The sequence below is a fragment of the Bacillus sp. FSL M7-0307 genome, from assembly GCF_038627835.1.
Lineage (GTDB): Bacteria > Bacillota > Bacilli > Bacillales > Bacillaceae > Bacillus > Bacillus altitudinis.
In genome coordinates, this window is sequence record NZ_CP152023.1 from 3,350,761 (window position 1) to 3,377,169 (window position 26,409).

The window sequence follows — 26,409 nt, forward strand, 5'->3', positions numbered from 1 at the left end:
ATAACGTCCTTTTTGGACTCTCAATTTTTTAGTGTTCGTCGCTGACTTTATGGGAGATATACACCATTGTCAGCATGGTGAAGATAAATGCCTGGATGGTTCCGACAAACAAACTGAATGCCTGCCATACAATCATCGGCACGATGGCACCCAATGTACCAATGATACCTAGTGCAAGGTTTTGCGAATAGAAATTAGTCGCAAGTCCTGCAAGTAAACCAAGAAGAATCTCTCCAGCGAAAATATTTCCATAAAGACGCAAACCAAGTGTTAATGTGTTTGCAAATTCTTCAATAATTTTCAGCGGTACTAAAAGTGGGATTGGTCTAAAGTAGTCTTTTGTATATTCCTTGACTCCTTTTGCTTTAACACCATAGTAGTGTGTCAATCCCATGACCATAACCGCTAGTGTCATTGTGATTGCAGGATCAGCAGTTGGTGATTTCCACCATAAGTTGTGATCGACCGTAATCGAGAATGGCAGTCCAAGCATGTTTGAAACAAATATGTACATGAGTAATGTAACGCCAAGCGCTAGAAATGGGGCTCCTGTTTTCATGTCCATCGAACTACCTATGATATTTCGAACAAAATCAACAATCCATTCCATGAAGTTCTGCGCCTTTGTCGGACGAATAGCCAGAACACGAGTAGTCAGCACCGCTATGAGAAGAACGATGATACTAGCAATCGTAATCATGAGAACATTGGATAAGTTGAACGTTAACCCTAAAAATTCTGTAGTTTTTGAACTGTGACCCAAAGAGTATTCACCTCTCTTCCATAGTAGAACGTTTAAGTTGAATGAAGGAATCTATCATAATGACAGGATATATTGTCATTAATCCTATAACAACACCTGCCAGATGAACTTCGTTAGGGTAACGCCAAGCAATCGCTACTGCGAGAATTGCGTTGGCCCACCTGGCTGTACTTCCCATTGAACGAATAGATTTTCCTTTTTTAACTGCTCGATCAAAAGCATGCATTCTCCGAATAAGCAGGAATAAATTAAAGAAAGCAAAAATTGTGCCGATAATGAAACCAAGAAACAGTGGTTTAAAACCAGGCATGGCATAGCCAAACACAAAAATTGCCAATAAATAGAACATATATTTACTCTGTCTGCGGAAAATGACGTTTGGATCGTTCATTCATCTGACTCCCGATGAAAAATATTGTAAAAAAGGTGATAAATGGTGATGAAAACTGCGTAGAAGACGCTTATGATAAGCCGTCCTGTTTGAAAAAAATCAATCACCCATCGGTCTAATTGTGCAATCAGACTTGAAATCTTTAGATCTATGGGATTCTGCTTCATTCGCTGATACAAACCCTGATTATTAAAGGGTTCACAATGAGGATTAGTAGAGTGCTATAGGCTATGAAAACCTTACCATAATACCCTCGTTTAGCATACAATAGCGTCTATGATGTGTCAATCCGTTGAAAGTTAAAAAACTTTTCTATAATGAGAGAGCACACAAAATGTTCACAATTTCATCAAACTTTAGGAGAGATGTGACATTCATTCAAAAAAACTGCTAATGTTCAGTATACATTGATTTTTCTAAGAACGATATCAACCGTTTGTCATATTTTTCAAAAAAGCCCACATGCACGTTTGCATGTGGGCTTTTCATGAATCATTCTTATTTTGTTCCATACATACGGTCACCAGCATCACCAAGACCTGGGATGATGTAACCTTTTTCGTTTAACTTCTCATCTAATGCTGCAATGTAGATATCAACATCTGGATGATGCTTTTGCATTTCTTCTACACCTTCTGGCGCAGCAATCAGACACATGAAGCGGATGTTTTTCGCACCGCGTTTTTTCAAGCTGTTTAATGCTTCTACTGCTGATCCGCCCGTTGCAAGCATTGGGTCTACTACGATAAATTCACGCTCTTCCACATCAGATGGAAGCTTCACATAATATTCAACAGGCTTTAATGTCTTCGGATCACGGTATAAACCGACATGTCCCACTTTGGCAGCTGGAATGAGTTTCAAAATCCCGTCTACCATTCCAAGACCTGCTCTTAAAATCGGCACAACTCCGAGTTTTTTACCTGAGATCACGTTTGATTTAGCGACTTGTACAGGTGTTTCTACATCTACCTCTTCAAGCGGTAAGTCTCTTGTGATTTCAAATGCCATTAATGTTGCGACTTCATCCACTAGCTCTCTAAATTCTTTTGTTCCTGTATGAACGTCACGAATATATGTAAGTTTGTGCTGAATAAGCGGGTGATCAAATACATAAACCTTTGCCATTGCTTGCTACAACTCCTTTTCTGTCATCTTCCGGTGAACTTTGCACACTTCCTACAATTCTACATAAAAAGACATCATCTTTCAATATGATTCGCAAATCCTACAAAAAAAACCCACATGCCAAAAATAGGCAAATGGGTCTACATTTTAATAATCTAATTCTTGATATAGAGGGAAACGAGCTGTCAGATCAGATACACGCTTTTTCGCCTCTTCTAATTTCGCTTCATCTTCATGATGTTTCAGAGCAAGCGCAATAATGGAACCGACTTCTTTCATCGCTTCTTGATCGAAGCCACGGCTTGTCACTGCTGCTGTACCTACACGTACACCACTTGTAACAAATGGTTTCTCTGGATCATAAGGAATCGCATTTTTGTTCACTGTGATACCAATTTCATCAAGAACGTTTTCTGCAATTTTTCCTGTAATGCCAAGAGAGCGCAAGTCGATGAGAACAAGATGGTTGTCTGTTCCACCAGATACAAGCTGAATATCCTCAGATAAAAGTGTTTCAGCTAGTTGTTTTGCGTTATCAATCACGTTTTGTGCATATGTTTTGAAATCTCCGTTCAATACTTCACCGAAAGAAACAGCTTTTGCAGAGATCACATGCATGAGTGGTCCACCTTGAATACCAGGGAAGATCGATTTGTCGATCTTTTTACCAAACTCTTCACGGCATAGAATCATTCCGCCGCGAGGTCCGCGTAATGTTTTGTGAGTTGTCGTTGTCACAAAATCAGCGTAAGGAACTGGATTTGGATGAAGACCTGCTGCAACAAGACCCGCGATGTGAGCCATGTCCACCATAAAGTAAGCACCGACTTCATCGGCAATTTCACGGAACTTTTTGAAATCAATTTGACGTGGGTAAGCACTTGCCCCCGCTACGATTAGTTTCGGCTTATGCTCACGTGCTTTTTCAAGTACATCTTGGTAGTCGATATGCTGTGTTTCTTTATCTACACCGTATTCTACAAAGTTGTACTGTACGCCGCTAAAGTTTACAGGGCTTCCATGTGTTAAATGCCCGCCATGTGATAAGTTCATGCCTAGCACTGTATCGCCATGCTCAAGGATTGTAAAGTATACGGCCATATTCGCTTGAGCACCTGAGTGAGGCTGTACGTTCACATACTCAGCGCCAAAAATTTCTTTTGCGCGGTCACGTGCGATATCTTCTACAACGTCTACATGTTCACAGCCGCCATAGTAGCGTTTACCAGGGTAACCTTCTGCATATTTGTTTGTTAAGACAGAGCCCTGCGCTTCCATGACTGCTTCGCTTACGAAGTTTTCTGATGCAATTAATTCGATTTTGTCCTGCTGGCGTTTCCGCTCTAGTTGAATTGCTTTGAATACTTGTGCGTCTTGCTCAGGTAAATGTTTCATCAGCGAAATCCTCTCCAATCTATTTCCATTCGATGTTTTCACCATCTCATTGTACACGGTTTTTGAGTAAAATGTAAAAGTTTTTTTTGGAAAATCGACTTCTTTTTTATGAAAACCCGAATATTCAAGGGGTGAAGCGTCTTCATCATTCAACATTATATTAGAAATATATCCGAACTATGATCTTGTATAAACGGCTCGTTCTCCGCCAATCAGCTTTGGACGAGTTTTTGCAAACGTCACATGTGCTTGTCCTAATTGATGACGGCTGAGACGGACCGGTACGGCTACCCGCTTTAAGTGCATGCCGATGAATGTATCACCGATATCAATACCTGCATGTGCTGAAATGGATTCAACCAGCACAGGGTGTTCCATTTGCTGATACGCATGAGCCGCCATAGAACCACCCGCCTTACGGACAGGTACTGCCGCTACAATCTCTAAGTTAAGCCGGTAAGCCACCTCTTCTTCCACAACGAGGGCACGATTCAAATGCTCGCAGCATTGGAAGGCCAATTCAATTCCTATCTCGCGCCTCAGTTGATCGAGCTCTTGATAAATAGCTTCAGCAATTTGCTCACTTCCCGCTGTCCCAATGTGCTCGCCAGCCACTTCTGACGTACTGCAGCCAATCACTAAAATGTGGCCGGCTCGCAGTTCAACTGTTTGATGAAACTCTTTTAACATCTCAAGCCAATCTTGACCAATGTTCATGTTAAGCGCTCCTTACAGATGCTTTTCTTCGTAATCAGCGATTTTACCAATCCGCACAGCATGACGTCCTGCAGTAAATTCTGTTGTCAGCCAAATGTGAGCAATCTCTCTTGCCAATCCTGGTCCAATGACTCGTTCTCCCATCGCAAGAACATTTGTATCATTATGTTCTCTCGTCGCCTTTGCACTGAATGTATCATGCGCCAGTGCACAGCGGATGCCTTTCACTTTGTTTGCTGAAATGCTCATACCGATACCTGTCCCGCAAATCAAAATGCCACGATCGACTTCTCCGTTTGCCACCATGTTGGCTACAGGAAAAGCATAGTCTGGGTAGTCTACAGAACCTGATCCACATTCACAACCCATATCAATGTATTCAATCTTTAATTCATCCATTAGTTGTTTGATTTCTTCACGAATATTCGTTCCGCCGTGATCGGATGCAATGGCTACTTTCATCGGGCAATTCCTCCTAAGGGTGAGTTGATCTGTCATGTCTTACATTCATTCTTTATTTACAGTTATATTTTAACCTCTGCCTAGTCATTTGCAAACAAAAGCAGAAAAACCGTTTGCGCAACGGTTTTACAGGTTGTCCATTTATGAGGATTTGTGATCCTGTTTAAGCTTTTTAGCAAGTTGATACAATAGCGTTTCTAGTTCATCTCGTGTCTCCTGATAAATGGAGAGACTCCCTCCAAATGGATCCGACACGTCACCTTCTGATCCTGTCGCAAATTCTTTTAGAGTGAAGACCTTGTCTTTCACATGAGCATATTGCTCCACAATCAACTGTTTATGCTGAATCGTCATGGTGAAGACATAATCTGCTTCATGAAGAAGTTCTTCTGTTAGTTTAGACGATGAGTGATTCAGTGGAATGCTTTTCTCAAATAATGCTTCGACTGCTTGAGGAGAAGCCTTCCCTGCATCAGAGGCGAAGATGCCCGCTGATTTTACAGTGACCTGTAAGCCTTTTTCATCTGCAATGGAGGAAAAAAGGGCTTGAGCCATCGGACTTCTGCAAGTATTTCCCGTACAAACAAATAAGATATTCATCTTTCGACCTCCTTTTCTTCTATTATATAGCATTTCATTCTACATGTTATGTAAGGAGACTGGCTAGAGCGGAAATAATAATTTGATTCCAAAGGCTAGTAAAATAAACCCGCCAAGCGCCCCGCTGTATGAACCTACCCATGACCGAACCTGTTTACCGAGTAATAATCCAAGCCATGTGAGCATCATACTAAAAAAGCCAAACAATAAAATGGTCATCAACACCCGAGAACCGTAAATCCCCAGGCTTAAGCCAACGGAAAAACTATCTAAACTCACACTTGTTGCAAAAAGAACGAGACCGGCCCCAACAGGTGCGATAAATGGCTTATCTTCTTTTCGGATAGAAGCGATGATCATTTGCAGACCCAGCACCAAAAGCAGCGCCCCGCCAATATAGGTTGCTAGGAGCCCAAGCCAGCCAGATAAAAGCTGACCTGTTAGCATGCCAAAAAGAGGCATAAACATATGAAATATCCCAATGACAAGTCCAATATAAAGGATCTGGCGGAATCTCAGCTGAATCATCCCCATGCCGAGTCCAACCGAAAAGGCATCCATTCCAAGTGCAAAAGCCATGATACTGAGTGTCAGCAATTCGCCAGCTAGTTCATTCATGTAAATCCCCCTTGGACACGCATTCTCCTTTAACCTATGTTTGTCCAAGAGAGGTTAGAACTAATTGAACGAAGAGAGGGTACGCCCTCCTGCCGCTTTTTGCAGACGGTTCATGATCGCAGAACCAACTCCCTGCTCTGAGAAGGCTTCTGAAATGATCAAGTCTACATCCGTTTCATCAAATTGTCTCAGCACACGATATAAGTTTGCCGCAACCGTTTCAGGCTTTTCTCTCCATCCACAGCTAAAGATAACATCTGCCGCAAACCATTCCTTCTTTTCTTCTGTCGTCAGCACACCTACTTTTAGCCCTTCAGCTCGATACTTCTGAATGTGCAGCTGCATGTCTTCATCACTTCCATGAAATATATACATTTGTGCTTCAGGTGCATAATGTGTGTATTTCATTCCCGGCGATACAGGCGCCTCATCCTTTTTCGTCAGCCCTGGATCCATGTTGACTGTTCCTACGACCTCTTCTAACGCTTCTTTTGTAATACCGCCCGGCCTTAAGATCACTGGAATCTCGTCTATACAGGATACAACCGTTGACTCCACACCAATACCTGTTGAACCACCATCGACAATGCCAGCAATTCTCCCATCAAGATCACTCGCGACATGGTCCGCAAGTGTCGGCGACGGTTTTCCCGAACGGTTGGCACTTGGTGCGGCAATTGGCAGACCAGCTGCTCGGATGAGTTCAAGCGCAACAGGATGATCAGGCATTCTTACGCCTACTGTAGATAAACCTGCCGTCACCTGCTTTGATAGTGTGCCTGGCTTACAAGGTAGAACAATGGTGAGAGCGCCTGGCCAAAAGGCATCCATCAGCGCTGTTACTTTTTCATTTTCTATTTGCGCAAATTCATGGAGCTGTTGAACGTCCGCAATGTGAACAATCAACGGATTATCACTTGGGCGTCCTTTCGCTTCATAAATTTTCTTCACAGCCTCTGTCTCTTTTGCATTTGCCCCTAGTCCATAAACCGTTTCTGTCGGAAAAGCGACCACTTCATTCTGCCGCAACAACAGAGCTGCTTGTTCAATTTGTGGATAGTATGTGGATAAATCCTTTTTTAAATCCACAGACCACCTTTTTGTATTTAACATCATACAAACTCCTTTTAAAAAAGATAAAACTGTTGATATATCTCAATTATCCTTTTGAAAGTATAAAAGATGATGCTAAATAAAACAAGCGTTGTCCACAATTTGTGGATAACGCTTGTTTTACAGTGGATAAGTATGTGAATAAGTCCGGTGTTTTGTGATTAACTAGCTGTTTTTTTGCAGCACAACCGCCTGCTCTTTTCCCAACGACTCTTTTGCATGCGCAGATACCCACACACTTTCTGGGATTTCCTCTATAGGCGTAAAGCCCATCAGCGCTAAAAAATCATGCGAGGAGGAGTGATTGGCTACAACATAAAAGGTGTCCACACCTTGTTTTTCCCCTAGCGTTTGAACACTTTGGAACAAAGAAACGATATGCCCTTGGCCGAGTTTATCTGATATCACAAGTGATCTTAGCAATCCTTCTTGTTCATTTAGTCGTTCAAGACCTAAACAGCCTGCAAGCTCACCGTCTGCATCTTCCATGACCACAAATGACGTACGCTCTGCAATCGTCACCCCGCCTTTTGCTTGGCCTTTTTCAAGAAAAGCATTAATGGCCGGAGCATCTTCTTCTGTCGCTATTCTTAATTGATAATACATGCTTTCACCTCTTTTTGTTCTCTTACTTCAACTCTATGAGGCAAAAACAGATTTAGACCTTTTTTAAGAGAAAAGACTAGAGACCCATTCGAACAGAAAGAATTTCACTTCACCCGTCTCTTCTTCTTTTACCACTTCATTGACAGATTCATTTGATGGCTCTGCGGCTACCTGCTCTTTATCATCTCCTTCTGGTGAGGCGATCGCTTCTCCGTTTGAAAAATCGATAAAGCAGAGAGGTGGGAATAACACACACCACCAATTAGCTCCGTCTCCTTCCCCTAACGTAATCAAAATGGCTTCATATTTCCCAGCAGGATAAACAAAGTTGCCATAAAGCTTTGTTGGAAATGAGGCTTTTTGAAAGCTGACCGATACGGATTGATCAATGTGTTGTTCCTTTAATTTTGCTTTGGCGATACGATTGATGTCTGGAAGCTTTGAACGAATTACACGTCTGGCTTCTTCAATGGATGTGAGGTCTTTCACCCACTCCGTTATATTGGCATTGACCTCATCTCGAATACTTCGTTTCACATCTTGATCTGCCGACCGGTCACTATTGGCTAAAATGCGTAACCGAATGGCTTCATCTGGAATCACAACAGGCTGATTGGCAGATGCAGCCGCCGTCTCCTCTTTTCCAAGGTTTGCAAAAGCACCACATAATAATAGAAACATATAAAGACAAATCATCATTTTACTTTTGAACATGTTGTGTTCCCCCCACTTTTTCTCTTCGCTACAAACATTGTGTCCAGGAAACGCATCTCGTAAACAGCAAAAATGATTTTTTTAATAGATTATGAGGTCAGCCTCTTTATGAGGGGAGCGAATCAACATTTCTCCTGCACGCAAAAAGCCGTTCAACTTATGAACGGCTTTTTAGTGAGGATTGGTAATCGGAAGGGTACAATCTCCCATCCCAATCTCGGCTGATTTTTAAACCCGAATCTGTTTTGATGACTGTCATTGCGCCTTTTTTCTCGATTTCCTTTTTGACCTTTCCTTTATGGTCAATAAATTGAATGATCATTTCATAGTCAAATTCAATACTGTCATCGCTTTCATCTGAAGGTGTAAACGTAATTTTTTTCAGTTTAATTTGACAATCTTGATCTTTTGCTGCTTCTAATACACTTGGAAACATGCTGTCTTGTGTATATTCTTGATATTCATGCTCGGTTAAATAATCCTTCAACTTCTCCTTCATGTCAGATAGGTCATCCGTTCGATTCACTGTGTATTGTGCTTTTTTATAGTTTTCCCCAAATGCTGCTGCTTCTTTTTTAAAGCTCGGTTTACCGCAAGCACTCACAATCAATAGTACACTGACGATGACCAACACCATCGCATACCTTCTGTTCACACCATTCGCTCCTTCAAAACAAATTTATGTAAAAAATCATGATCAGAATGTTCATTCTTCTATATATACGTTTCCCTTTTACCATAAGTTTCATCTTTACATAATAAAATAGTCCGACTTTATTCAGCCGGACTTCCGTTTTGAATGTGTGCGCAAACTGCTCGATCCTTTCCGTTGATGTCCTTGATGATATGAACATCAGCTGAAGGGAACGCCTGCAAAAGAAGCACTTTTACATCTTGTGCTTGTGTATGTCCTATTTCAAAGACAACCACCGCTTGCTGATGAAGTACCTTGTGGAGATCACAGGCGATACGCTCATAAAACCACAGGCCATCACGCCCATCTGTCAGCGCATTAACAGGTTCATGCTTTGTGACAACCTCTGATAATCCATCCATTTCTTCTGCCGCAATATAAGGAGGATTGGAAATAAACACATCGACTTTGATGCCTTGAGACATAATCGGTTCAAGTAAATCCCCTTGGACAAAATGAACGTCTGCACCAAGCGCTTCTTGATTTCGCTTTGCTACTTCAAGTGCTTCATGTGAAATATCCGTCGCTGTCACAGTGAGAGATTCTTTTTCAAGAGCTAACGTAATCGCAATTGCACCGCTACCTGTTCCTACATCAACTGCTTTGAGCGGTTGATCATTAGGAAACACACGATTCATCATATTCAATGCCGCCAGCACCACTTCCTCCGTTTCAGGACGAGGAATCAGAACGTGTTTGTTTACTTCAAAAGGACGCCCATAAAAAAATTCAACACCCGTTAAATGCTGCACAGGCACTCCACGCTTGTGCTGTGCTACGAACTCGCTGAATTGTGAATCTTGCTCCTCTGGCAGTGGATCATGAAAACGGGCAAGAAGTTCACTTCTGCTCCATCCCAGCACATGCATCAACATTAACTCTGCTGCGTTTTGGTCTCTGCCCGCTTCCGTTAACAAAGAAGAAGCCCATTTAAGGGCTTCAAAGATCGTTCGCTCTTTATTTTGCATTTTGAAGTTTTCTTGCTTGGTCTTCCATAATTAATGCATCAATGACCTCGTCAAGTTTTCCTTCTAAAATTTGATCAAGCTTTTGAATCGTCAATCCGATACGGTGGTCCGTCACGCGGTTTTGCGGGAAATTGTACGTACGGATACGCTCTGAACGATCCCCTGTTCCAACAGCAGATTTACGGGTTTGGTCATATTCAGCTTGTGCTTCACGCTGGAATTTATCATAAATTCTCGCACGCAAAACTTTCATCGCTTTTTCTTTGTTTTTGATTTGTGATTTCTCATCCTGACAGGAAACCACTACACCTGTTGGAAGGTGAGTCAAACGAACAGCAGACATTGTGGTATTAACACTTTGTCCCCCTGGTCCGCTTGATGCGAATGTATCCACACGAATATCTTTTTCGTGGATATCAATTTCAACTTCCTCAGCCTCAGGTAATACAGCAACTGTCGCAGTTGATGTATGAATACGGCCGCCTGACTCAGTTTCAGGAACACGCTGCACGCGGTGTGCACCGTTTTCAAACTTTAGTTTAGAATATGCACCTTTACCGCTAATCATAAAGATGATCTCCTTATAACCGCCAGTTCCAGTGACACTCGCTTCCATGACTTCCGTTTTCCAGCCTTGCATTTCAGCATAACGGCTGTACATACGGTACAGGTTTCCTGCAAACAGCGCAGCCTCTTCTCCACCCGCTGCACCACGAACCTCCACAATAACGTTCTTATCGTCATTCGGATCTTTCGGGATGAGCAAGATTTTCAGCTCGTCTTCTAAACGTTCTGTTTCCTCTGTGAGCTCTGAAATTTCTTCTTTGACCATGTCGCGCATGTCGGCATCCAGCTTATCCTCAAGCATGGCTTTCGCATCACTTAGCTGATCGTATGCCGCACGATATTGTCTATATACCTCAACAGTTTCTTGAATATCAGATTGTTCCTTCGAGTATTCGCGAAGCTTCTTAGGGTCGTTCACCACTTCAGGGTCACTTAAATATTCATTTAGCTTTTCATAGCGTTCTTCAATTGATTTTAAACGGTCTAACATGGTCTTCACCTCTGTTTTGTGCGTAACAGTCTAATTATAGTATAGCGGGGTATGACAGTCAAAAAAATTTCCAAAACAATTGATTTTCTGCAATTTTTCACTAGAAAACACGATCTTTGGCGATTGGTTACTTGTTTTGTCTAACGTGAAGGAACGGATGCTCCCGAAAGAGAATGGTACTTATAATTGAAAAAAGGGAGGGCATTTGGTTTGAATACAAATGAGGTTGCAAAGGAAATTGGTGTATCTTCAAAAACAATTCAGCGCTGGGTCAAACAGCTCAACATCCCTGTCGCCCGGAATGAACTTGGACATTACGAATTTCACGATGATATTGTCCAGCTGCTCAAAGAGGTCAAACACCAAATGAACGAAGGTGTGATTCTCCATGACATTAGACTGCCGATCCATGAAGAAACCGCCCAGCAATTATCACCTGCTGTAAAAACTTCTGACTCATCAAAACGGATAGAAGCCTTAGAAGAACAAGTGAAACAGCTCCTTCAAGAGCAATCACACGTTAGTCATATTGAAGCGCGTTTTCAAGAAATGGAACGGAAACTCGCTAAGAAAGCAGATGAAGGTGTCTCCTACCAGCTCCTCCAGCACAGAAGAGAAATTGAAGAATTAACTGCAAAATTAGAACGCCTCACAGCCACATTGACAAAACCAAAACCATCAAAAGAAGAAGAAAAGGAAAAGGCACACCCCGAAATGAAAAAAAAGCGTGTGCTCTTCCCTCTGTTTCATTCATTTCGCTAAGAAAGGCTGCCTAAAAGGCAGCCTTTCTACTATATTATACGGTAAGTGCAATAATGATCGGTAATGTAATGAGTGACATGATCGCACTGATCACAAATGCGGATGCTGTTTCTGCTTCCTGTTTCTCGAATCGAGTGGCAATCATGGCCGCAACAGCTGAACCTGGGAAGGCAACAAGCAATACAGCTTTTGTAATTTCATCCGCCGAAAGACCCATAAGAATGGCGATAAAATACATAAGCAACGGTTGTACAGCTACTTTGAGCAATGCGATACTGAAAGCTGGTAAGCTCAGTTTAATTTTGCGGATACCGACTGTGACACCGACTGCAAAGAGCGCAACCCCTGATGTAACACTTCCAATTTCCTCTAGCATTTCATGTCCGATTTCAGGAAGTTTAAATCCTAAAAGAACAAGAATGATACTTGCTAACGGTGCAAGCGCAAGCGGCTCTGATAAACCGTGCAAAATCGCTTTCGTCGTCATTTTTAGGAAACTTTCGCCGTCTTTGGCTTTTCCTTTTGTTTTTTCACCGACAGTTGACACAATAATAGCAATTGGATCAAGCAATGCATTTACAACTATTCCGGTAATAGCAATCGGAATTGCAACTTCTTGAGCCCCAAATAAACTGCCCAAGACCGGAATCCCCATAAATGCAAAGGTCGGTTGTGCTGAGTTTAATGAGAAAACAGATGAATCTGTTAAATCATATTTAAAAGCAAATTTCGTAACTAAAAGGATAATGATATAAAAGCCTACGATTCCGAGAATCAATGCAACGAAAAATGGAATTTGACTATAGAATTTATCTTTTGGTGTTGACAGAATGCTGGCGATAAAGTGCGCTGGCAAAGCATACTTTGTAACAAGTGTACTTACACCTTTTGCAGATTTAGCGTCATAGCTGCCGAAGTTCCCTGCGAACCAACCCAGCGCGATAACGAAAAAAATCGGTGCTAGGAGGATCAAAATATTTAAAAAGTCCATCTTACTATTCCTCCTTGAATCCTTTACATGTTTCTTATTTTATAGCGGCATTGCTTACATTACCCGAAACAATGCCGCGTTACACATTTTATTATGCTCTTACAATTTTTTTATATTCAGGAATCCACATAGCATCTTTCACAGCTTGTTCGATGTTGTCAGGTGTTTTTCTAGCGACACCATCTTCAATTGCTGCTTTTGCTACTTCAACAGCTACCTTGATTGATACTTCTTGCAATTTATCAATGCTTGGAAGCAGTCCAGCGCCTGGTTTTTCATGATCAACCATTTCAGCGATCGCATTTGCAGAAGCAACGAACATGCCTTTTGTGATAATTTTTGATTCCGTTACGATTGAACCAAGACCAAGTCCAGGGAAAACGAACGCATTGTTTGATTGTCCGATTTCATGTTCAATTCCGTTATACTCGACATTTTCGAATGGGCTTCCAGTTGCAACAAGCGCACGACCGTCTGTCCATTTGAATAGATCTTCCGGTACTGCTTCAGCAAGTGGTGTTGGGTTAGACATCGGCATGATCACTGGACGCTCTGTATGAGCTGCGATTTCTTTAATAATTTCTTCAGTGAATGCGCCGCCTTGACCTGATGTACCAATAAGAATGGTTGGCTTCACCTTGCGAACTGCTTCAGCAAATGAGATTTGTCCTTTTTCATCACGAGCCCAGCCTTCTACTTCATCAGAAGAACGAAGGTATGGTTTTTGGAAATCAAGCACTTCATCTTCAAACTGATCTGTTAGCAATCCTCTGTAGTCTAACGTCCAGAATGCATTGTTTGCTTCTTCTTCACTTAGACCTTCAAGAACCATTGTGTCACGCATTTGATCGGCGATTCCGATTCCAGCTGATCCAGCTCCGAAAATCATCACACGGTGATCTTTCAATTGAGTACCAGTTTTCTTGACAGCTGCAAGAACACCCGCTAAAGTAATGGCACCAGTACCTTGGATATCATCATTAAATGTTAAGATGTTGTCGTTGTATTTTTTCATGATGTTACGCGCATTTTTGTTTCCAAGGTCTTCCCAGTGAAGCAATGCTTTCGGGAAGAATTTAAGTGCTGCTTTTACATACGCATCAATGAACTCTTCGTATTTTTCACCTTGCACACGTTTATGGTGGTTCCCGATGTACAATGGATCATTCAATAATTTCTCATTGTTAGTTCCAACATCTAATACAACTGGAATCACGCGGCTTGGATCAATACCTGCTGCAGCCGTGTAAACAGCTAATTTACCGATTGCGATGTTGATACCACCAACACCCCAGTCACCAATTCCAAGAATACTCTCAGAGTCAGTTGCTACGATGAGGTCGATGTCGCCTGCTGTTGCATGTAAGTTTTCAAATGCTTTCTCAATGCCGTCAATGTTGTCGATTGAAAGGTAGACACCATGAGGTCTTCTGTATTCATGACTGTATTCTTGAATCGCTTCACCAACAGTTGGTGTGTAAACAACAGGAAGCATTTCACGAAGCTTGTCTGATATAAGCTTATAGAACAATACTTCGTTACGGTTTTGCAAATCACTTAAGTATACGTTTTGACGAAGACGATCTGGCTGAGCTAGAAATTGCTTGTATGCTCTCTCCGCTTGCTGTTCTAAAGTCAGAACAGTTGGAGGAAGTAAACCTTCTAGTCCAAGCTCTTGTCTTTCTTCTTCAGAGAAAGCAACGCCTTTGTTCAACGTTGGAATCGATAATACATCTTTACCTGTCAAAGTGGTTTCGAGGTACCCTTCTTTTGTTTTCTTCACGTTGTTCATCAAAAACTACCCTCTTTCTAAAATATAAATAAAGTGAACTATTAATACAAAGAATGATCAAGGAGAAAAATCCTTAATCAAAAAAATTATGACAAGAAATCGAACTTTTCGTTTAAATGCTTTACACTACAGTTAGTCATTTTATGCCTGCTTATACTAAAACGCAAGCGTTGAAAATTAGATAATTTTTTCGTAGCGTTATTTAATTTATTTAAGTACAAATGATGGGTGTTCAGCCAAAAAATCGAAAAACGAAACACAGCGGCATTTGCTATTTTTTTAATTGTCAAGTGTTGTACCAACATCTAGTTTTGGTACTTCATGGTGATGTCTGCATCGTGCTTCGTATGATTCCTGCGCACCTACTAAAATAATGGGATCATCATAGGATGCGGGTTTACCGTCGATCAAGCGTTGTGTTCTACTCGCTGGGGAGCCGCATACCGAACAAACCGCTTGAAGTTTTGTTACAAGCTCTGCACATGCCATTAAATGCGGAACAACACCAAATGGCTCTCCTCTGAAGTCTTGATCAAGGCCTGCAACAATGACTCGGTAGCCTTTATCAGCCAATTGAGTGACAATATCAATGATTGTCTCATCAAAAAATTGCACCTCATCAATGCCAATGACATCGGTTCGTTCTGATATGTGCGTTATTATGTCTTTTGGTGAGGTTACTGCAATCCCATCGACGGATGAACCGTTATGTGACACAACTGAGCTTGTGCTATATCGGTTATCAATCGCTGGTTTGAATATTTTTACTTCTTGTTTGGCAAAGGTGGCTCTTTTGGCTCTCCGAATCAATTCTTCCGACTTTCCAGAAAACATACTTCCGCAGATGACTTCAAGCCAACCGCTTTGTTTCATCACATACATAAGGTCTTCTCCCCCGTTTTAAAGTTCCATCAATCCACGTAAAAAAACAGGCAAGAACGGATTCCTGCCTGTTTATTGTATCTATTATTACTTAAGACCGTATTTTTTGTTAAAGCGGTCAACACGTCCATCAGCAGAAGCGAATTTTTGACGGCCTGTATAGAAAGGATGGCACTCAGAGCAAATCTCGATGCGTACCTCTTCTTTTACTGATCCAGTTTCAAACTCATTTCCACAAGCGCATTTGACTGTAGCTTTTTTGTAGTTAGGATGAATTCCTGTTTTCATCTACTGTCATCTCCTTCCGCCCTGAATCCAATTCGGAAACAGAGTTAATATCTCAGAATAAATTCTGAAACGCACATGATAAAATTATAACAGTGTGAGTCTATGATTGCAAATGTATTTTTTCAGGAAGCTATCTTCTTGATGCAGACATATTTGCTTGTTTCCACTCTTGCGTTAAAATATCGAAAAATTCTTGGTTTGTCTTTGTTTTTCTCATTTTGCGCATGAATTTCTCAGCGAAATCAGGTGTATCTGACATCGATTTTCTCATCGCCCATAGACGATCAAGATGCTCTTTAGGCACAAGCAGTTCTTCTTTTCTTGTACCGGAACGACGAATGTCGATGGCTGGGAAAATTCTTCTTTCTGCAAGAGAACGATCTAAATGGAGCTCCATGTTTCCTGTTCCTTTAAACTCTTCATAAATCACATCATCCATACGTGATCCCGTATCAACAAGTGCAGTAGCTAAAATGGTCAAGCTTCCACCTTCTTCGATGTTACGCGCAGCACCGAAGAAACGTTTTGGGCGATGGAAAGCAGCTGGATCAATACCGCCAGAAAGCGTTCGGCCGCTTGGTGGAATGACCAGGTTGTATGCACGGGCAAGTCTTGTGATGCTGTCCATTAAGATGATGACATCTTTTTTATGTTCAACTAGACGCATCGCACGCTCTAATACAAGCTCTGCTACTTTAATGTGGTTTTCCGGTACTTCGTCAAAGGTTGAGCTAACGACATCACCTGCAACAGATCGTTCGATATCTGTTACTTCCTCTGGACGTTCGTCAATAAGAAGAACAATCAGTTCTGCCTCTGGATGATTTTCAGAAATGCTGTTGGCAATTTCTTTGAGTAAAATGGTCTTCCCTGCCTTAGGCGGCGCAACAATTAATCCACGCTGTCCAAAACCAACTGGTGCCATCATATCCATAATTCTAGTAGACAGATGATTAGGCTGTGTTTCAAGAATCATTTGACGATCAGGGAATAGCGGTGTGAGAGCAGGAAAGTGAACACGTTCCTTTGCTGATTCTGGGTCGTCCCCATTTACCGCTTCTACATGAAGGAGGCCATAGTAGCGTTCATTCTCTTTTGGAGGTCGTACCTTTCCAGACACCTTATCACCATTTCTTAAATCAAAGCGTCTGATTTGTGAAGCAGAAATATAAATGTCTTCAGAGCTTGGGGAATAGTTAATTGGTCTTAAGAAACCAAATCCCTCTGACTGAATAATTTCTAGAACCCCTTCCATAAATAAGAGATCCTCTTGCTCAGCGTTTGCCTTTAAGATGGCAAAAATTAATTCTTTTTTTGTTAGTTTGCTGTAATAAGAGATTTTGTACTTTTTTGCTAACTCATACAGCTCTTTTAATTTCATATTTTCCAAAGATGAAATCGAAACATCTTTCAATATGGACACCACACTTTTCTAGTCAATGTATTTCATTACAAATGCATGACCATTGTATTTGATTAGCTTTTAATTCCGTTTTTTGTTGGAATGACCTTGCTCTCATGGTAACGCTCCCACTCGTTTTATCGTAAAGATAGGAACAATGTGAAATAGAGCTTTGTCAACATAGAGAAGGATAATGAGTATATCGTCATGATGCGGCAGTATTTAAACTTGTTGAAGCTTAAAAGAAGTAAATTCGCAGAAAATTTCGCAGCACTCTTTAGTTTTACCTCATTTGCAGGGAATATTCAACTTTAAAAAGAAAATGATATATATTTGACACCTATATGAAAAGCGGGTAAAGAATACCCGCTTTCAGATTACGGACGAATGACAAGATTCGGTTTTTTCTTTAAACTGTGTCTGCCATCGACGAATCGAACAGTACCTGATTTCGCACGCATGACAACACTATGTGTTGTTCCAACAGAGCCTTTAAATTGAACACCTTTTAATAACTCGCCATCTGTTACACCTGTCGCTGCAAAAATGGCGTCATCGCCTTTCACGAGGTCTTCCATTCTGAGGACTTTTCCAACATCCAGCCCCATTTTCTCACAGCGTCTCAGCTCTTCTTCACTTTGTGGAAGAAGCTTACCGTGGATTTCTCCACCAAGTGCTTTAAGCGCAACAGCAGAAAGGACACCTTCAGGCGCTCCACCTGAACCAAATAGAATATCAACACCTGTGTGATCAAATGCTGTATTAATGGCTCCTGCAACGTCACCATCATCGATCAGCTTGATTCTTGCTCCAGCTTCTCTCAGCTCAGCAATGATCTTTTCATGTCGCTCTCTGTTTAAAATTGTCGCAACAACATCTTCAATATCTTTGTTTTTCGCTTTTGCAACAGCACGAAGATTGTCAATGACAGGCGCTTCAATGTCGATGCAGCCTACCGCTTCTGGACCTACTGCGATCTTATCCATGTACATATCAGGTGCATTCAGCAAGTTGCCATGATCTGCAACAGCGATAACAGCTAAAGCATTCCAGCCGCCGCTCGCCACAATATTTGTTCCTTCCAATGGATCAACAGCGACATCCACGCGAGGTCCATATCCGTTTCCAAGCTTTTCCCCAATATAAAGCATTGGCGCTTCGTCCATTTCTCCCTCGCCGATGACCACAGTTCCCTTCATCGGAATCGTATCAAATACATCACGCATGGCACTTGTTGCAGCATCATCCGCTTCGTCTTTTAAACCTCTACCCATCCAACGAGCAGATTTTAATGCAGCTGCTTCTGTCACCCGTACTAGTTCCATCGATAAACTTCTTTCCATTTTTGTCCAAATCTCCTCTCACAGTCAAAGCCTTATGAATTTTGAAGTTCTTCTATTTCTTGGTCATTCAGCTTTTCACGCCAGATGGTTGCACCCAAGCCTTCAAGCTTCTCCTCAAGCATACTATATCCTCTGTCTATATGTTCAAGCCCTGTGATTTCGGTCACACCGTCTGCCATTAACCCTGCAACAACGAGACAAGCACCTGCTCGCAGATCACTTGCTTTGACCTTTGCACCTTGAAGTTGCGTTTGACCTGTAATAATGGCAGATCTTCCTTCCACCTTCATGTTAGCACCCATTCGACGCAATTCGTCAATGTGTTTAAAGCGGGCAGAGTAAATGGTATCTGTCACGACACTCGTGCCTTTCGCTTTTGTTAACAAAGCCGTCATCGGCTGTTGAAGATCGGTCGGAAAGCCCGGGTACACAAGGGTTTTGATATCGACAGGCTTGAGTCCTTCATTTCTGCCAACGATCAGCATTTGATCGTTGCTTGTTTCAATTGTGAATCCCATCTCTCTAAGTTTCGCCGTAATTGATTCTAAATGAGTTGGGATCACATTATCAAGCACAACTTCATCCCCCATCGCTGCACCTGCAATTAAAAATGTACCTGCTTCTATGCGGTCAGGGATGATGGAATGCCTGCAGCCATGAAGAGATTCCACACCTTCGATCCGAATCACATCCGTCCCCGCACCTTTGATTTTAGCTCCCATGCTTGCAAGCAGTGTCGCTACATCAATAATTTCGGGTTCTTTTGCGGCATTTTCAATCACTGTTTTCCCTTCAGCTAGCACGGCTGCCAGCATGATGTTGATGGTCGCACCTACACTGACAACATCAAGATAAATACGGGCTCCGACTAATTTTTCAGCGCGCAAATAAATCGCACCCTGTTCGTTTGTCACCTCGGCTCCAAGTGCTTCAAAGCCTTTGATATGCTGATCGATCGGTCTAGGTCCTAAGTGACATCCCCCTGGCAATCCAATGACAGCCTGCTTGAATCTACCGAGCATGGCGCCCATTAAATAATAGGATGCTCGCAGTTTCTTCACTTTCCCATTAGGAAGCGGCATACTGATCATGGAGGCAGGATTGACAACCATCTCACCTTTTTCAAAAGTGACCTTTCCGCCAATCTCTTCTAACAGATCTCGTAATGTGTCAATATCTGAAATATGCGGAAGGCCTTCAATGGTTACTGGAGAATCAGCGAGAATCGTGGCAGGAATCAGTGCCACAGCACTATTTTTCGCACCACTAATATGTACGGTCCCGCGCAAGGGGTCACCGCCGGCAATGTTTAACTTTTCCATATTTGTCTCCCTTCTTAAAGAAGATCACTGTTGGAGTTATACTGTTTGTGGATGTCGCGCTTTAAAAGGTCTTGTCCAAAATTTAGCCAATATCAAGAGAAAGAATACAGGTTAAACGAAATTTGTCGGAAGAAAAATAATCGAAGCTTTGCGAGGCTGTGATGTTCTCTTCTTTGCACAAAACATTTCTTAGCGTATTAAAGGAAAACTGCGGCAAACGGATGGATATCCGTCTGCCACAATCACTTATTTATTCCAGTCTGCTAAAAATTGCTCAATGCCTGCATCCGTTAATGGGTGTTTTGTCAGCTGCTTGATGACTTTCAGCGGCATTGTGCCGATATGAGCACCTCTAAGCGCAGCTTCTGTCACATGCTGCGGGTGACGAATGGATGCAGCAATGATTTGTGTATCTAATCCATGAACATCAAAAATGGTTTTCACTTCACTAATGAGATCAAGACCATTTTGGCCAATGTCATCTAAGCGGCCGAGGAATGGAGAGACATACGTCGCACCAGCTCTAGCTGCAAGAAGTGCCTGGTTTGCACTAAAAATCAACGTGACGTTTGTTTTAATCCCAAGGTCTGTTAACGCTTTGACCGCTTTAAGACCGTCTGTTGTCATTGGGATTTTAACTGTAATATTTGGTGCAATAGCAGCAAGCTCTTTTCCTTCTTCGATCATTTCTTCTGCTTTGAGGGAAATGACTTCCGCACTAACTGAACCTGATACCACGTCAGTGATTTCACGAAGGCGGTCGTGGAACGATACGTCCTTTTCTTTCGCTACTAAACTAGGGTTTGTTGTCACGCCTGCTAAAATGCCAAGCTCGTGTGCCTCTTTGATGTCTGCGATATTCGCTGTGTCTACGAAAAATAACATAACTGTGCCACTCTCCTATCAATAAATTGTCTGAAATGTAAATTTGATTGCGCTTTCTCAAGATATGGAGAAAACCGCCTGTGACTCAGGCGGCTTTCGGTTCTCATCAAATTATGCTTGGTTAGAAGAACCAAATTCACGCATTTTGCCGATAACAGTCGCTTTAATTGCGTCACGAGCTGGTCCAAGATATTTACGTGGATCATACTCTTCTGTTTTTGCAGCAAGTGTTTCGCGAACTGCTTTCGCAGAAGCAATTTGGTTTTCAGTGTTTACATTGATTTTTGCTGTACCAAGTGAAATCGCACGCTTGATGTCAGCAGTTGGGATACCTGTTCCGCCGTGAAGAACAAGTGGAAGTCCAGTTGTTTTACCGATTTCTTCCATTTCAGCGAAACCAAGGTTTGGTTCACCTTTGTATGGACCATGAACTGAACCTAGTGCAGGCGCAAGGCAGTCAATACCAGTACGTTCTACAAGCTCTTGGCACTCTTTTGGATCAGCATAAATAACGCCCTCAGCGATGACGTCGTCTTCTTGTCCACCAACAGTTCCAAGCTCAGCTTCTACAGATACACCGTGGAAATGTGCAAGCTCAACCACTTTTGCAGTTGTCGCTACGTTCTCATCAAATGGATGGTGAGAAGCATCAATCATCACAGAAGTAAATCCTGCATGAATAGCTTTTGCACAAGATTCAAAGCTTGAACCGTGATCTAAATGAATCGCAACAGGAACTGTTACATTATATTCTTCGATTAACGCTTTTACCATTGCGACAACTGTTTTGAAGCCGCCCATGTAGCGTCCTGCTCCTTCAGATACTCCTAAAATAACTGGAGATTTCTCTTCTTCAGCAGCTTGTAAAATCGCTTGCGTGAATTCTAAGTTATTTAAGTTAAACTGTCCAACAGCGTAACCTTTTTCCTTTGCGTCTTTCAACATTTCTGTCATTGAAACTAAAGGCATGATGAAAAATCCTCCCTATGTAGCTAATTTGCTTACTAAAAAAAGCTCTCCACCCTAGCATGACCAGAATTTCTCGCCATATGTAAACTTTCAAAGTCAGATCGCTTTCTTCTTCTTATCTAGAATACCAATTATTCGACAAATCGGCAACAGAATGACTTGATTCAATCATTTCCATCTAGCCATTTGTTTCGAGTGGCAAGTATTCTTTGACCGCATCACGGATTTCATCAATATCAAATGGTTTAGCAAAATGCGTTAATGCACCGAGCTCTTTAGACTCTTGAATCATATCTAGTTCGCCATAAGCTGTCATAATGATCACGCGGATGTCTTCATCAATTAATTTCATGCGTTTTAAAATCTCAATGCCATCCATTCCGGGAATCTTCATATCAAGCAGGACGAGGTTTGGTCTATGGTTTTTCACAATATCTAATGCCTGTAGTCCATTAGCGGCTTGAAAGGTTTGATAGCCTTCTTTATGAAACACTTCATTCAGCAATATTCTAATACCGTACTGATCATCGACAATTAAAATTTTCTCATTCATCTGTTACACCCCATTGCTTTCATTTTTCGCCATAAAAAGAGCTGTTGTTAAATAATTCTGTTTGATTTTCACATTTCCTTTAATTATAATAGTTTACTTTACGACATTTTCTGAGCATTTTTCCTAATATTCTCTTTATATTCTATTATAAAATGATCTGACAGAAGGAGGAAATGAGTCTTGTTAAAAATTTTCACTACCCAATTATCAGGTATTTTTTCACGTATTGGAGATAAGCAGGCCGAAGCGATCGAAGACGGTGCACGCCTTCTTGCTCAGGCCGTTGTCAGTGGACATGCCGTGTATTTTCATGGCAAGAATGAACTGGCGGCTGTAGCCTTAGAGGCATCCGAGAGCAAGGAGCCGTTTCCGGGTGCGAAGGTTCTGCCGCTGGATCAAAAGGAGCGCAGCTTACTTCATCCAAGTGACAGGGTGCTTTTATTTTATTCAGATCCAGAAGATCAAGAGATTCAATCCCTTGTCAAAGAGCTGCACGAACAAGGCACACCTATTGTCGGTGTCGGTCCTGCACAAAAGGAGACATCATTTATTGAAGAGCATTGTGATGTCCACATTGATTTTCAGCTCAAAAAACCACTTGTGCCTGCTGAAGATGGAACAAGGTTCGGCTATCCTGCACTGATGACCTGCTTATATGTCTACCATGCTCTATCGTTTACTGTGAAAGAAATCGTTGAGGAATATGAATAAAAAAACTGCCGAGAAGATGATATTCTCGGCAGTTTTTTGTTTTATTTTGATTCAGATGCCTGTAGTGAAGCACCAACGAAATCTCTAAATAACGGCTGTGGTCTTGTTGGTCTTGAAATGAATTCTGGGTGGAACTGAGAAGCAAGGAACCATGGGTGATCCTTCAGTTCAATGATTTCAACAAGGCGTCCGTCTGGGCTTGTACCAGAGAAGACAAAACCTGCTGCTTCCATTTGCTGTCTGAATTCGTTATTAAACTCATAGCGATGACGGTGGCGTTCGTACACGACTTCGTCATTGTATGCAGCAAATGCTTTTGAGTCTTCGTTTAATTTACAAGGGTATAGGCCGAGGCGAAGTGTTCCACCTAAGTCATCAACATCCTTCTGTTCTGGAAGAAGGTCGATGATTGGGAATGCTGTTTCTGGATCAATTTCAGCGGAATGTGCTCCCTCTAAACCTAGTACGTTTCTCGCATATTCGATAGATGCGACTTGCATACCTAAGCAGATTCCGAAGAATGGCACTTTGTTTTCGCGCGCATATTGTGTTGCAATGATTTTCCCTTCTACTCCGCGGTCTCCGAAGCCTCCAGGAACAATAATGCCGTCTACATCTTGAGCGAAATCAGCCATATTTTCTGCTGTGACTTCTTCTGCGTTGATCCATTTGATTTGAACATCCGCATCAAATGCATAGCCCGCATGACGAAGGGATTCAACGACAGAAATGTATGCATCTTGCAGCTCAACATATTTCCCTACTAGACCAATCGTAACTTGTTTTGAAAGGTTTTGTACTTTATCAACAAGCGCCGTCCACTCCGTCATGTCCGCATCTTGACAGTCAAGCTTCATGTGCTCACATACAAGCTTGTCTAATCCTTGTTTTTGTAAATCAAGCGGAATCGAATAAAGGGTATCTGCATCCTGACATTCGATGACTGCTTTCGTATCAATATCACAGAATAGCGCAATTTTGTCCTTCATGTCTTGTGCCAATGGCATTTCAGTTCTGACCACAATGACGTTTGGCTGAATACCAAGACTGCGAAGTTCTTTTACACTATGCTGTGTTGGTTTTGTTTTCAGTTCGCCTGCTGCACGGATGTAAGGAACAAGGGTACAATGAATGTACATCACGTTTTCACGGCCGATGTCACTCTTCATTTGACGAATCGCTTCAAGGAATGGAAGGGATTCGATGTCTCCTACTGTTCCACCGATTTCTGTAATGACCACATCTGCACCCGTTTCTTTTCCGGCACGGTACACACGGTCTTTGATTTCATTTGTAATGTGGGGAATAACCTGTACTGTTCCACCTAAGTAGTCGCCGCGGCGCTCTTTCTTCAAAACAGTAGAGTAGATTTTACCTGTTGTAACGTTGCTGTACTTATTTAAGTTAATGTCAATGAAACGCTCGTAGTGACCTAAGTCAAGGTCTGTTTCAGCACCGTCGTCTGTAACAAATACCTCACCGTGCTGGTATGGACTCATTGTCCCTGGGTCTACGTTGATATATGGATCAAATTTTTGAATGGTGACATCCATCCCTCTATTTTTCAGAAGGCGGCCTAACGATGCAGCCGTGATCCCTTTTCCAAGTGAGGAAACAACTCCTCCTGTTACAAAAATATACTTTGTCATTTCGTATGCTCCTCTCTTTTTTACCCTTGCATGACTAGACATGCACAGCTTCATCCTTTTAGAGTGTATCCCTAAATCTCTTGAAAAATAAGAAAGCTCCCTTTCAAATAAATGAAAGGGAGCGTAAATGAACGTATCTTTACGTACTCTTTTTTAGAGAGCCCAAAATACATACTACATAGTTCGCTCTTGAAAGTCAAGACGGTTTTGTCCTGTTTTCAGGACCGGCTTGTGAGGGTTATTTGTCTTCCTCATCATCGTCTAAATCGTCTTCATCAATTTCCGTTAAGCCGTCATCATCTTCATCATCATCTTCGTCGAAGTCTTCTATCTCTTCATCGATTTCTTCATCATCTAGGTCAAGGTCCTCGTCGTCTTCAACAAGATCAAGATCTTCTTCAAGCTCGTCGATTTCTTCTTCCTCTTCAATATCATCGAAGTCTTCTTCAACGACAGCAGCTTTTGTTTTTTTCTTTTTCGCTTTTGTTTTCACAGCTGGCTGAACTTCTTCTTCGATTTGATCAACTGGATACCAGCTGCGAAGTCCCCATCTCTGATCACCTAACGAAATAAAGCGGCCATCTATATTTAAGTCTGTATAAAATTGAGCAAGTCGATCATCAAGATCAGATTTTTGTATCCCTTGCAAACGGACAATTTCATCTATTAACTCGGAAAACGTAATCGGTGTTTTGCTGTCTCTGAAAATTTCATAAGCAAGTTCAACTAAAGACATTTGTTTGAGCTGTTCCTGTGAGTATTCTTTCAAACTCAAGGTCAGACACTCCCTTTCTATTACATGTATGTATCCATTTATCAGTGAAATAATAAGTATTTATACCTTATTCTTACGACAAACCATACCTCTCATTATAAACAAATTAGGAGAGTTTATGCCACCTTTATTGATGTTAATTTTTGATTTTTTCGCATGAGGAGCCTCTAGCGGTCAATCATTTGCGCCGAATTGGCATAATTCATGTGTGAAGTACACATTTTGCATGCTTTTTTGTCTTCTCTTTTGATGAATACAAAGCCATTTACTCTTCTTAAAAAAGGGGATTTATTCCTTCACAAAATGTTCACTTACGACGAATTGAAACAGAAATCTATAATAAATAGACTAATTTTGAGAGGTTGATCGAATTGCCAATGACAAAAAAAGAAGATATACAATTTGGTGTCTTGATGTGTTTTTGTATGTTTTCAGTGATGTTCTTTTATAACCTATTTCTAAATGGACGGCTTGGACATATGACATGGTTAGAAGGTGTACTCACCTATGTGATCGGTTTTGCCATCACGTTGTTGATTGAGATGTGTATTGTTGGGCCTTCAGCAAAAAAAGCAGCCAACCGTTTTGCCCCAAAAGGCAAGAAAATCTATTTTATTCTTACTCTTTCTATCTTTATCGTGTTTGGGATGGTGTGTCTCATGTCTTTATGCGGATATGTCGTTCAAAGCATCAGCACAGGATTTCAAACACAATCGATTCTATCTGATTACTTAACGATTTTCGGCCATAATGTCATGTTGGCGTTCCCTTTGCAGATGTTGATTATGGGACCACTTGTCCGTTTTGTTTTCTTCAAATGGATGAAATTAAAACAGACAGCAGCGGTTTAGTCGAAGGG

29 protein-coding genes are annotated in these 26,409 nt (G+C 41.6%); 3 read left to right on the forward strand and 26 right to left on the reverse strand.

What is annotated here, in order from left to right; genetic code table 11:
* Window positions 1–28 precede the first annotated feature (28 nt).
* From atpB to prfA, 14 genes are all read right to left on the reverse strand, one after another.
* A complete protein-coding gene (gene atpB, locus MHI41_RS17140; RefSeq protein ID WP_007497637.1) occupies window positions 29–763 on the reverse strand; it encodes a F0F1 ATP synthase subunit A in 735 nt (244 codons plus the stop codon).
* Window positions 764–770: 7 nt separating this feature from the next.
* Window positions 771–1,154, reverse strand: coding sequence for an ATP synthase subunit I (locus tag MHI41_RS17145; RefSeq protein WP_007497639.1), 384 nt, complete (start codon window positions 1,152–1,154; stop codon window positions 771–773).
* Window positions 1,155–1,652: 498 nt separating this feature from the next.
* On the reverse strand, window positions 1,653–2,282 hold the full coding sequence (gene upp / locus MHI41_RS17150) for a uracil phosphoribosyltransferase (protein ID WP_003214553.1): 630 nt from the start codon (window positions 2,280–2,282) through the stop codon (window positions 1,653–1,655).
* 147 nt (window positions 2,283–2,429) lie between these two features.
* Window positions 2,430–3,677, reverse strand: coding sequence for a serine hydroxymethyltransferase (glyA, locus tag MHI41_RS17155; protein WP_024718755.1), 1,248 nt, complete (start codon window positions 3,675–3,677; stop codon window positions 2,430–2,432).
* Window positions 3,678–3,854: 177 nt separating this feature from the next.
* A complete protein-coding gene (locus MHI41_RS17160) occupies window positions 3,855–4,394 on the reverse strand; it encodes a TIGR01440 family protein (RefSeq protein ID WP_017368208.1) in 540 nt (179 codons plus the stop codon).
* 12 nt (window positions 4,395–4,406) lie between these two features.
* Window positions 4,407–4,856 carry a ribose 5-phosphate isomerase B gene (gene rpiB, locus MHI41_RS17165; RefSeq protein WP_003214714.1) on the reverse strand — a complete coding sequence of 150 codons (450 nt, stop codon included), beginning with the start codon at window positions 4,854–4,856 and terminating at the stop codon, window positions 4,407–4,409.
* A gap of 141 nt (window positions 4,857–4,997) precedes the next feature.
* The gene (locus tag MHI41_RS17170) at window positions 4,998–5,456 is read right to left on the reverse strand and encodes a low molecular weight protein arginine phosphatase (RefSeq protein WP_017360042.1); all 459 of its coding nucleotides are present in this window, start codon (window positions 5,454–5,456) and stop codon (window positions 4,998–5,000) included.
* A gap of 63 nt (window positions 5,457–5,519) precedes the next feature.
* Window positions 5,520–6,074: a manganese efflux pump MntP family protein gene (locus MHI41_RS17175; protein WP_052320298.1), complete on the reverse strand. Its 555-nt coding sequence runs from the start codon at window positions 6,072–6,074 to the stop codon at window positions 5,520–5,522.
* A gap of 60 nt (window positions 6,075–6,134) precedes the next feature.
* Window positions 6,135–7,187: an L-threonylcarbamoyladenylate synthase gene (locus tag MHI41_RS17180; RefSeq protein ID WP_342494349.1), complete on the reverse strand. Its 1,053-nt coding sequence runs from the start codon at window positions 7,185–7,187 to the stop codon at window positions 6,135–6,137.
* A 165-nt stretch (window positions 7,188–7,352) separates the two neighbouring features.
* Complete coding sequence (locus MHI41_RS17185) at window positions 7,353–7,793, reverse strand: general stress acyl- n-acyltransferase (RefSeq protein WP_327868498.1); 441 nt, start codon at window positions 7,791–7,793, stop codon at window positions 7,353–7,355.
* A gap of 63 nt (window positions 7,794–7,856) precedes the next feature.
* Window positions 7,857–8,507: a stage II sporulation protein R gene (spoIIR, locus tag MHI41_RS17190; RefSeq protein WP_007497652.1), complete on the reverse strand. Its 651-nt coding sequence runs from the start codon at window positions 8,505–8,507 to the stop codon at window positions 7,857–7,859.
* A gap of 157 nt (window positions 8,508–8,664) precedes the next feature.
* Entirely contained in the window at window positions 8,665–9,144 is a 480-nt protein-coding gene (locus MHI41_RS17195) for a hypothetical protein (RefSeq protein WP_017368211.1), read from the reverse strand.
* A 137-nt stretch (window positions 9,145–9,281) separates the two neighbouring features.
* Window positions 9,282–10,169 (reverse strand): peptide chain release factor N(5)-glutamine methyltransferase, encoded by an 888-nt coding sequence (gene prmC, locus MHI41_RS17200; protein ID WP_342494350.1) that lies wholly within the window; start codon window positions 10,167–10,169, stop codon window positions 9,282–9,284.
* The gene (gene prfA, locus MHI41_RS17205; RefSeq protein WP_008343422.1) at window positions 10,159–11,226 is read right to left on the reverse strand and encodes a peptide chain release factor 1; all 1,068 of its coding nucleotides are present in this window, start codon (window positions 11,224–11,226) and stop codon (window positions 10,159–10,161) included. Before prfA ends, prmC begins: the two co-directional genes overlap by 11 nt.
* Window positions 11,227–11,436: 210 nt before the next feature.
* Here prfA and racA point away from each other — a divergent pair, with 210 nt between their 5' ends.
* The gene (gene racA, locus MHI41_RS17210; protein ID WP_342494351.1) at window positions 11,437–11,988 is read left to right on the forward strand and encodes a chromosome-anchoring protein RacA; all 552 of its coding nucleotides are present in this window, start codon (window positions 11,437–11,439) and stop codon (window positions 11,986–11,988) included.
* A gap of 34 nt (window positions 11,989–12,022) precedes the next feature.
* Here racA and MHI41_RS17215 read toward each other — a convergent pair whose 3' ends face one another.
* From MHI41_RS17215 to MHI41_RS17260, 10 genes are all read right to left on the reverse strand, one after another.
* Window positions 12,023–12,979, reverse strand: a complete 957-nt coding sequence (locus tag MHI41_RS17215) for an AEC family transporter (protein WP_007497662.1) — start codon at window positions 12,977–12,979, stop codon at window positions 12,023–12,025.
* A gap of 91 nt (window positions 12,980–13,070) precedes the next feature.
* Entirely contained in the window at window positions 13,071–14,771 is a 1,701-nt protein-coding gene (gene malS / locus MHI41_RS17220; protein ID WP_019743245.1) for an oxaloacetate-decarboxylating malate dehydrogenase, read from the reverse strand.
* Window positions 14,772–15,050: 279 nt separating this feature from the next.
* Window positions 15,051–15,653, reverse strand: coding sequence for a thymidine kinase (locus tag MHI41_RS17225; RefSeq protein ID WP_007497666.1), 603 nt, complete (start codon window positions 15,651–15,653; stop codon window positions 15,051–15,053).
* Between the two features lie 87 nt (window positions 15,654–15,740).
* Entirely contained in the window at window positions 15,741–15,941 is a 201-nt protein-coding gene (gene rpmE / locus MHI41_RS17230) for a 50S ribosomal protein L31 (RefSeq protein WP_003215407.1), read from the reverse strand.
* A 130-nt stretch (window positions 15,942–16,071) separates the two neighbouring features.
* On the reverse strand, window positions 16,072–17,355 hold the full coding sequence (rho, locus tag MHI41_RS17235) for a transcription termination factor Rho (RefSeq protein ID WP_007497667.1): 1,284 nt from the start codon (window positions 17,353–17,355) through the stop codon (window positions 16,072–16,074).
* Between the two features lie 365 nt (window positions 17,356–17,720).
* A complete protein-coding gene (glpX, locus tag MHI41_RS17240) occupies window positions 17,721–18,686 on the reverse strand; it encodes a class II fructose-bisphosphatase (protein WP_007497670.1) in 966 nt (321 codons plus the stop codon).
* 32 nt (window positions 18,687–18,718) lie between these two features.
* Window positions 18,719–20,008, reverse strand: coding sequence for a UDP-N-acetylglucosamine 1-carboxyvinyltransferase (locus MHI41_RS17245; protein ID WP_007497673.1), 1,290 nt, complete (start codon window positions 20,006–20,008; stop codon window positions 18,719–18,721).
* 246 nt (window positions 20,009–20,254) lie between these two features.
* Complete coding sequence (gene fsa / locus MHI41_RS17250) at window positions 20,255–20,893, reverse strand: fructose-6-phosphate aldolase (RefSeq protein WP_003215343.1); 639 nt, start codon at window positions 20,891–20,893, stop codon at window positions 20,255–20,257.
* A gap of 111 nt (window positions 20,894–21,004) precedes the next feature.
* Window positions 21,005–21,862, reverse strand: a complete 858-nt coding sequence (locus MHI41_RS17255) for a class II fructose-bisphosphate aldolase (RefSeq protein WP_007497678.1) — start codon at window positions 21,860–21,862, stop codon at window positions 21,005–21,007.
* Window positions 21,863–22,040: 178 nt separating this feature from the next.
* Window positions 22,041–22,415, reverse strand: a complete 375-nt coding sequence (locus tag MHI41_RS17260) for a response regulator (RefSeq protein ID WP_003214681.1) — start codon at window positions 22,413–22,415, stop codon at window positions 22,041–22,043.
* Window positions 22,416–22,595: 180 nt separating this feature from the next.
* Between MHI41_RS17260 and MHI41_RS17265 the strand changes: the two genes are divergently transcribed.
* Window positions 22,596–23,126 (forward strand): DUF2529 domain-containing protein, encoded by a 531-nt coding sequence (locus tag MHI41_RS17265; RefSeq protein WP_008343445.1) that lies wholly within the window; start codon window positions 22,596–22,598, stop codon window positions 23,124–23,126.
* A gap of 41 nt (window positions 23,127–23,167) precedes the next feature.
* Here the strand turns inward: MHI41_RS17265 and pyrG are convergent, their stop codons facing one another.
* Both pyrG and rpoE read right to left on the reverse strand, forming a co-directional pair.
* On the reverse strand, window positions 23,168–24,775 hold the full coding sequence (gene pyrG, locus MHI41_RS17270) for a CTP synthase (glutamine hydrolyzing) (RefSeq protein WP_017360053.1): 1,608 nt from the start codon (window positions 24,773–24,775) through the stop codon (window positions 23,168–23,170).
* Between the two features lie 238 nt (window positions 24,776–25,013).
* On the reverse strand, window positions 25,014–25,550 hold the full coding sequence (gene rpoE, locus MHI41_RS17275; RefSeq protein ID WP_017368217.1) for a DNA-directed RNA polymerase subunit delta: 537 nt from the start codon (window positions 25,548–25,550) through the stop codon (window positions 25,014–25,016).
* 371 nt (window positions 25,551–25,921) lie between these two features.
* Between rpoE and MHI41_RS17280 the strand changes: the two genes are divergently transcribed.
* Window positions 25,922–26,401, forward strand: a complete 480-nt coding sequence (locus tag MHI41_RS17280; RefSeq protein WP_317328198.1) for a DUF2798 domain-containing protein — start codon at window positions 25,922–25,924, stop codon at window positions 26,399–26,401.
* The last annotated feature ends 8 nt before the right edge of the window (window positions 26,402–26,409 follow it).

Bases quoted from the DNA above. Each gene is read 5' to 3' on its own strand.
- MHI41_RS17145 (WP_007497639.1), bottom strand. From the start codon at position 1,154: ATGAACGATCCAAACGTCATTTTCCGCAGACAGAGTAAATATATGTTC.
- upp (WP_003214553.1), bottom strand. From the start codon at position 2,282: ATGGCAAAGGTTTATGTATTTGATCACCCGCTTATTCAGCACAAACTT.
- glyA (WP_024718755.1), bottom strand. From the start codon at position 3,677: ATGAAACATTTACCTGAGCAAGACGCACAAGTATTCAAAGCAATTCAA.
- MHI41_RS17160 (WP_017368208.1), bottom strand. From the start codon at position 4,394: ATGAACATTGGTCAAGATTGGCTTGAGATGTTAAAAGAGTTTCATCAA.
- rpiB (WP_003214714.1), bottom strand. From the start codon at position 4,856: ATGAAAGTAGCCATTGCATCCGATCACGGCGGAACGAATATTCGTGAA.
- MHI41_RS17170 (WP_017360042.1), bottom strand. From the start codon at position 5,456: ATGAATATCTTATTTGTTTGTACGGGAAATACTTGCAGAAGTCCGATG.
- MHI41_RS17175 (WP_052320298.1), bottom strand. From the start codon at position 6,074: ATGAATGAACTAGCTGGCGAATTGCTGACACTCAGTATCATGGCTTTT.
- MHI41_RS17180 (WP_342494349.1), bottom strand. From the start codon at position 7,187: ATGTTAAATACAAAAAGGTGGTCTGTGGATTTAAAAAAGGATTTATCC.
- MHI41_RS17185 (WP_327868498.1), bottom strand. From the start codon at position 7,793: ATGTATTATCAATTAAGAATAGCGACAGAAGAAGATGCTCCGGCCATT.
- spoIIR (WP_007497652.1), bottom strand. From the start codon at position 8,507: ATGTTCAAAAGTAAAATGATGATTTGTCTTTATATGTTTCTATTATTA.
- MHI41_RS17195 (WP_017368211.1), bottom strand. From the start codon at position 9,144: ATGGTGTTGGTCATCGTCAGTGTACTATTGATTGTGAGTGCTTGCGGT.
- prmC (WP_342494350.1), bottom strand. From the start codon at position 10,169: ATGCAAAATAAAGAGCGAACGATCTTTGAAGCCCTTAAATGGGCTTCT.
- prfA (WP_008343422.1), bottom strand. From the start codon at position 11,226: ATGTTAGACCGTTTAAAATCAATTGAAGAACGCTATGAAAAGCTAAAT.
- MHI41_RS17215 (WP_007497662.1), bottom strand. From the start codon at position 12,979: ATGGACTTTTTAAATATTTTGATCCTCCTAGCACCGATTTTTTTCGTT.
- malS (WP_019743245.1), bottom strand. From the start codon at position 14,771: ATGAACAACGTGAAGAAAACAAAAGAAGGGTACCTCGAAACCACTTTG.
- MHI41_RS17225 (WP_007497666.1), bottom strand. From the start codon at position 15,653: ATGTATGTGATGAAACAAAGCGGTTGGCTTGAAGTCATCTGCGGAAGT.
- rpmE (WP_003215407.1), bottom strand. From the start codon at position 15,941: ATGAAAACAGGAATTCATCCTAACTACAAAAAAGCTACAGTCAAATGC.
- glpX (WP_007497670.1), bottom strand. From the start codon at position 18,686: ATGGAAAGAAGTTTATCGATGGAACTAGTACGGGTGACAGAAGCAGCT.
- MHI41_RS17245 (WP_007497673.1), bottom strand. From the start codon at position 20,008: ATGGAAAAGTTAAACATTGCCGGCGGTGACCCCTTGCGCGGGACCGTA.
- fsa (WP_003215343.1), bottom strand. From the start codon at position 20,893: ATGTTATTTTTCGTAGACACAGCGAATATCGCAGACATCAAAGAGGCA.
- MHI41_RS17255 (WP_007497678.1), bottom strand. From the start codon at position 21,862: ATGCCTTTAGTTTCAATGACAGAAATGTTGAAAGACGCAAAGGAAAAA.
- MHI41_RS17260 (WP_003214681.1), bottom strand. From the start codon at position 22,415: ATGAATGAGAAAATTTTAATTGTCGATGATCAGTACGGTATTAGAATA.
- pyrG (WP_017360053.1), bottom strand. From the start codon at position 24,775: ATGACAAAGTATATTTTTGTAACAGGAGGAGTTGTTTCCTCACTTGGA.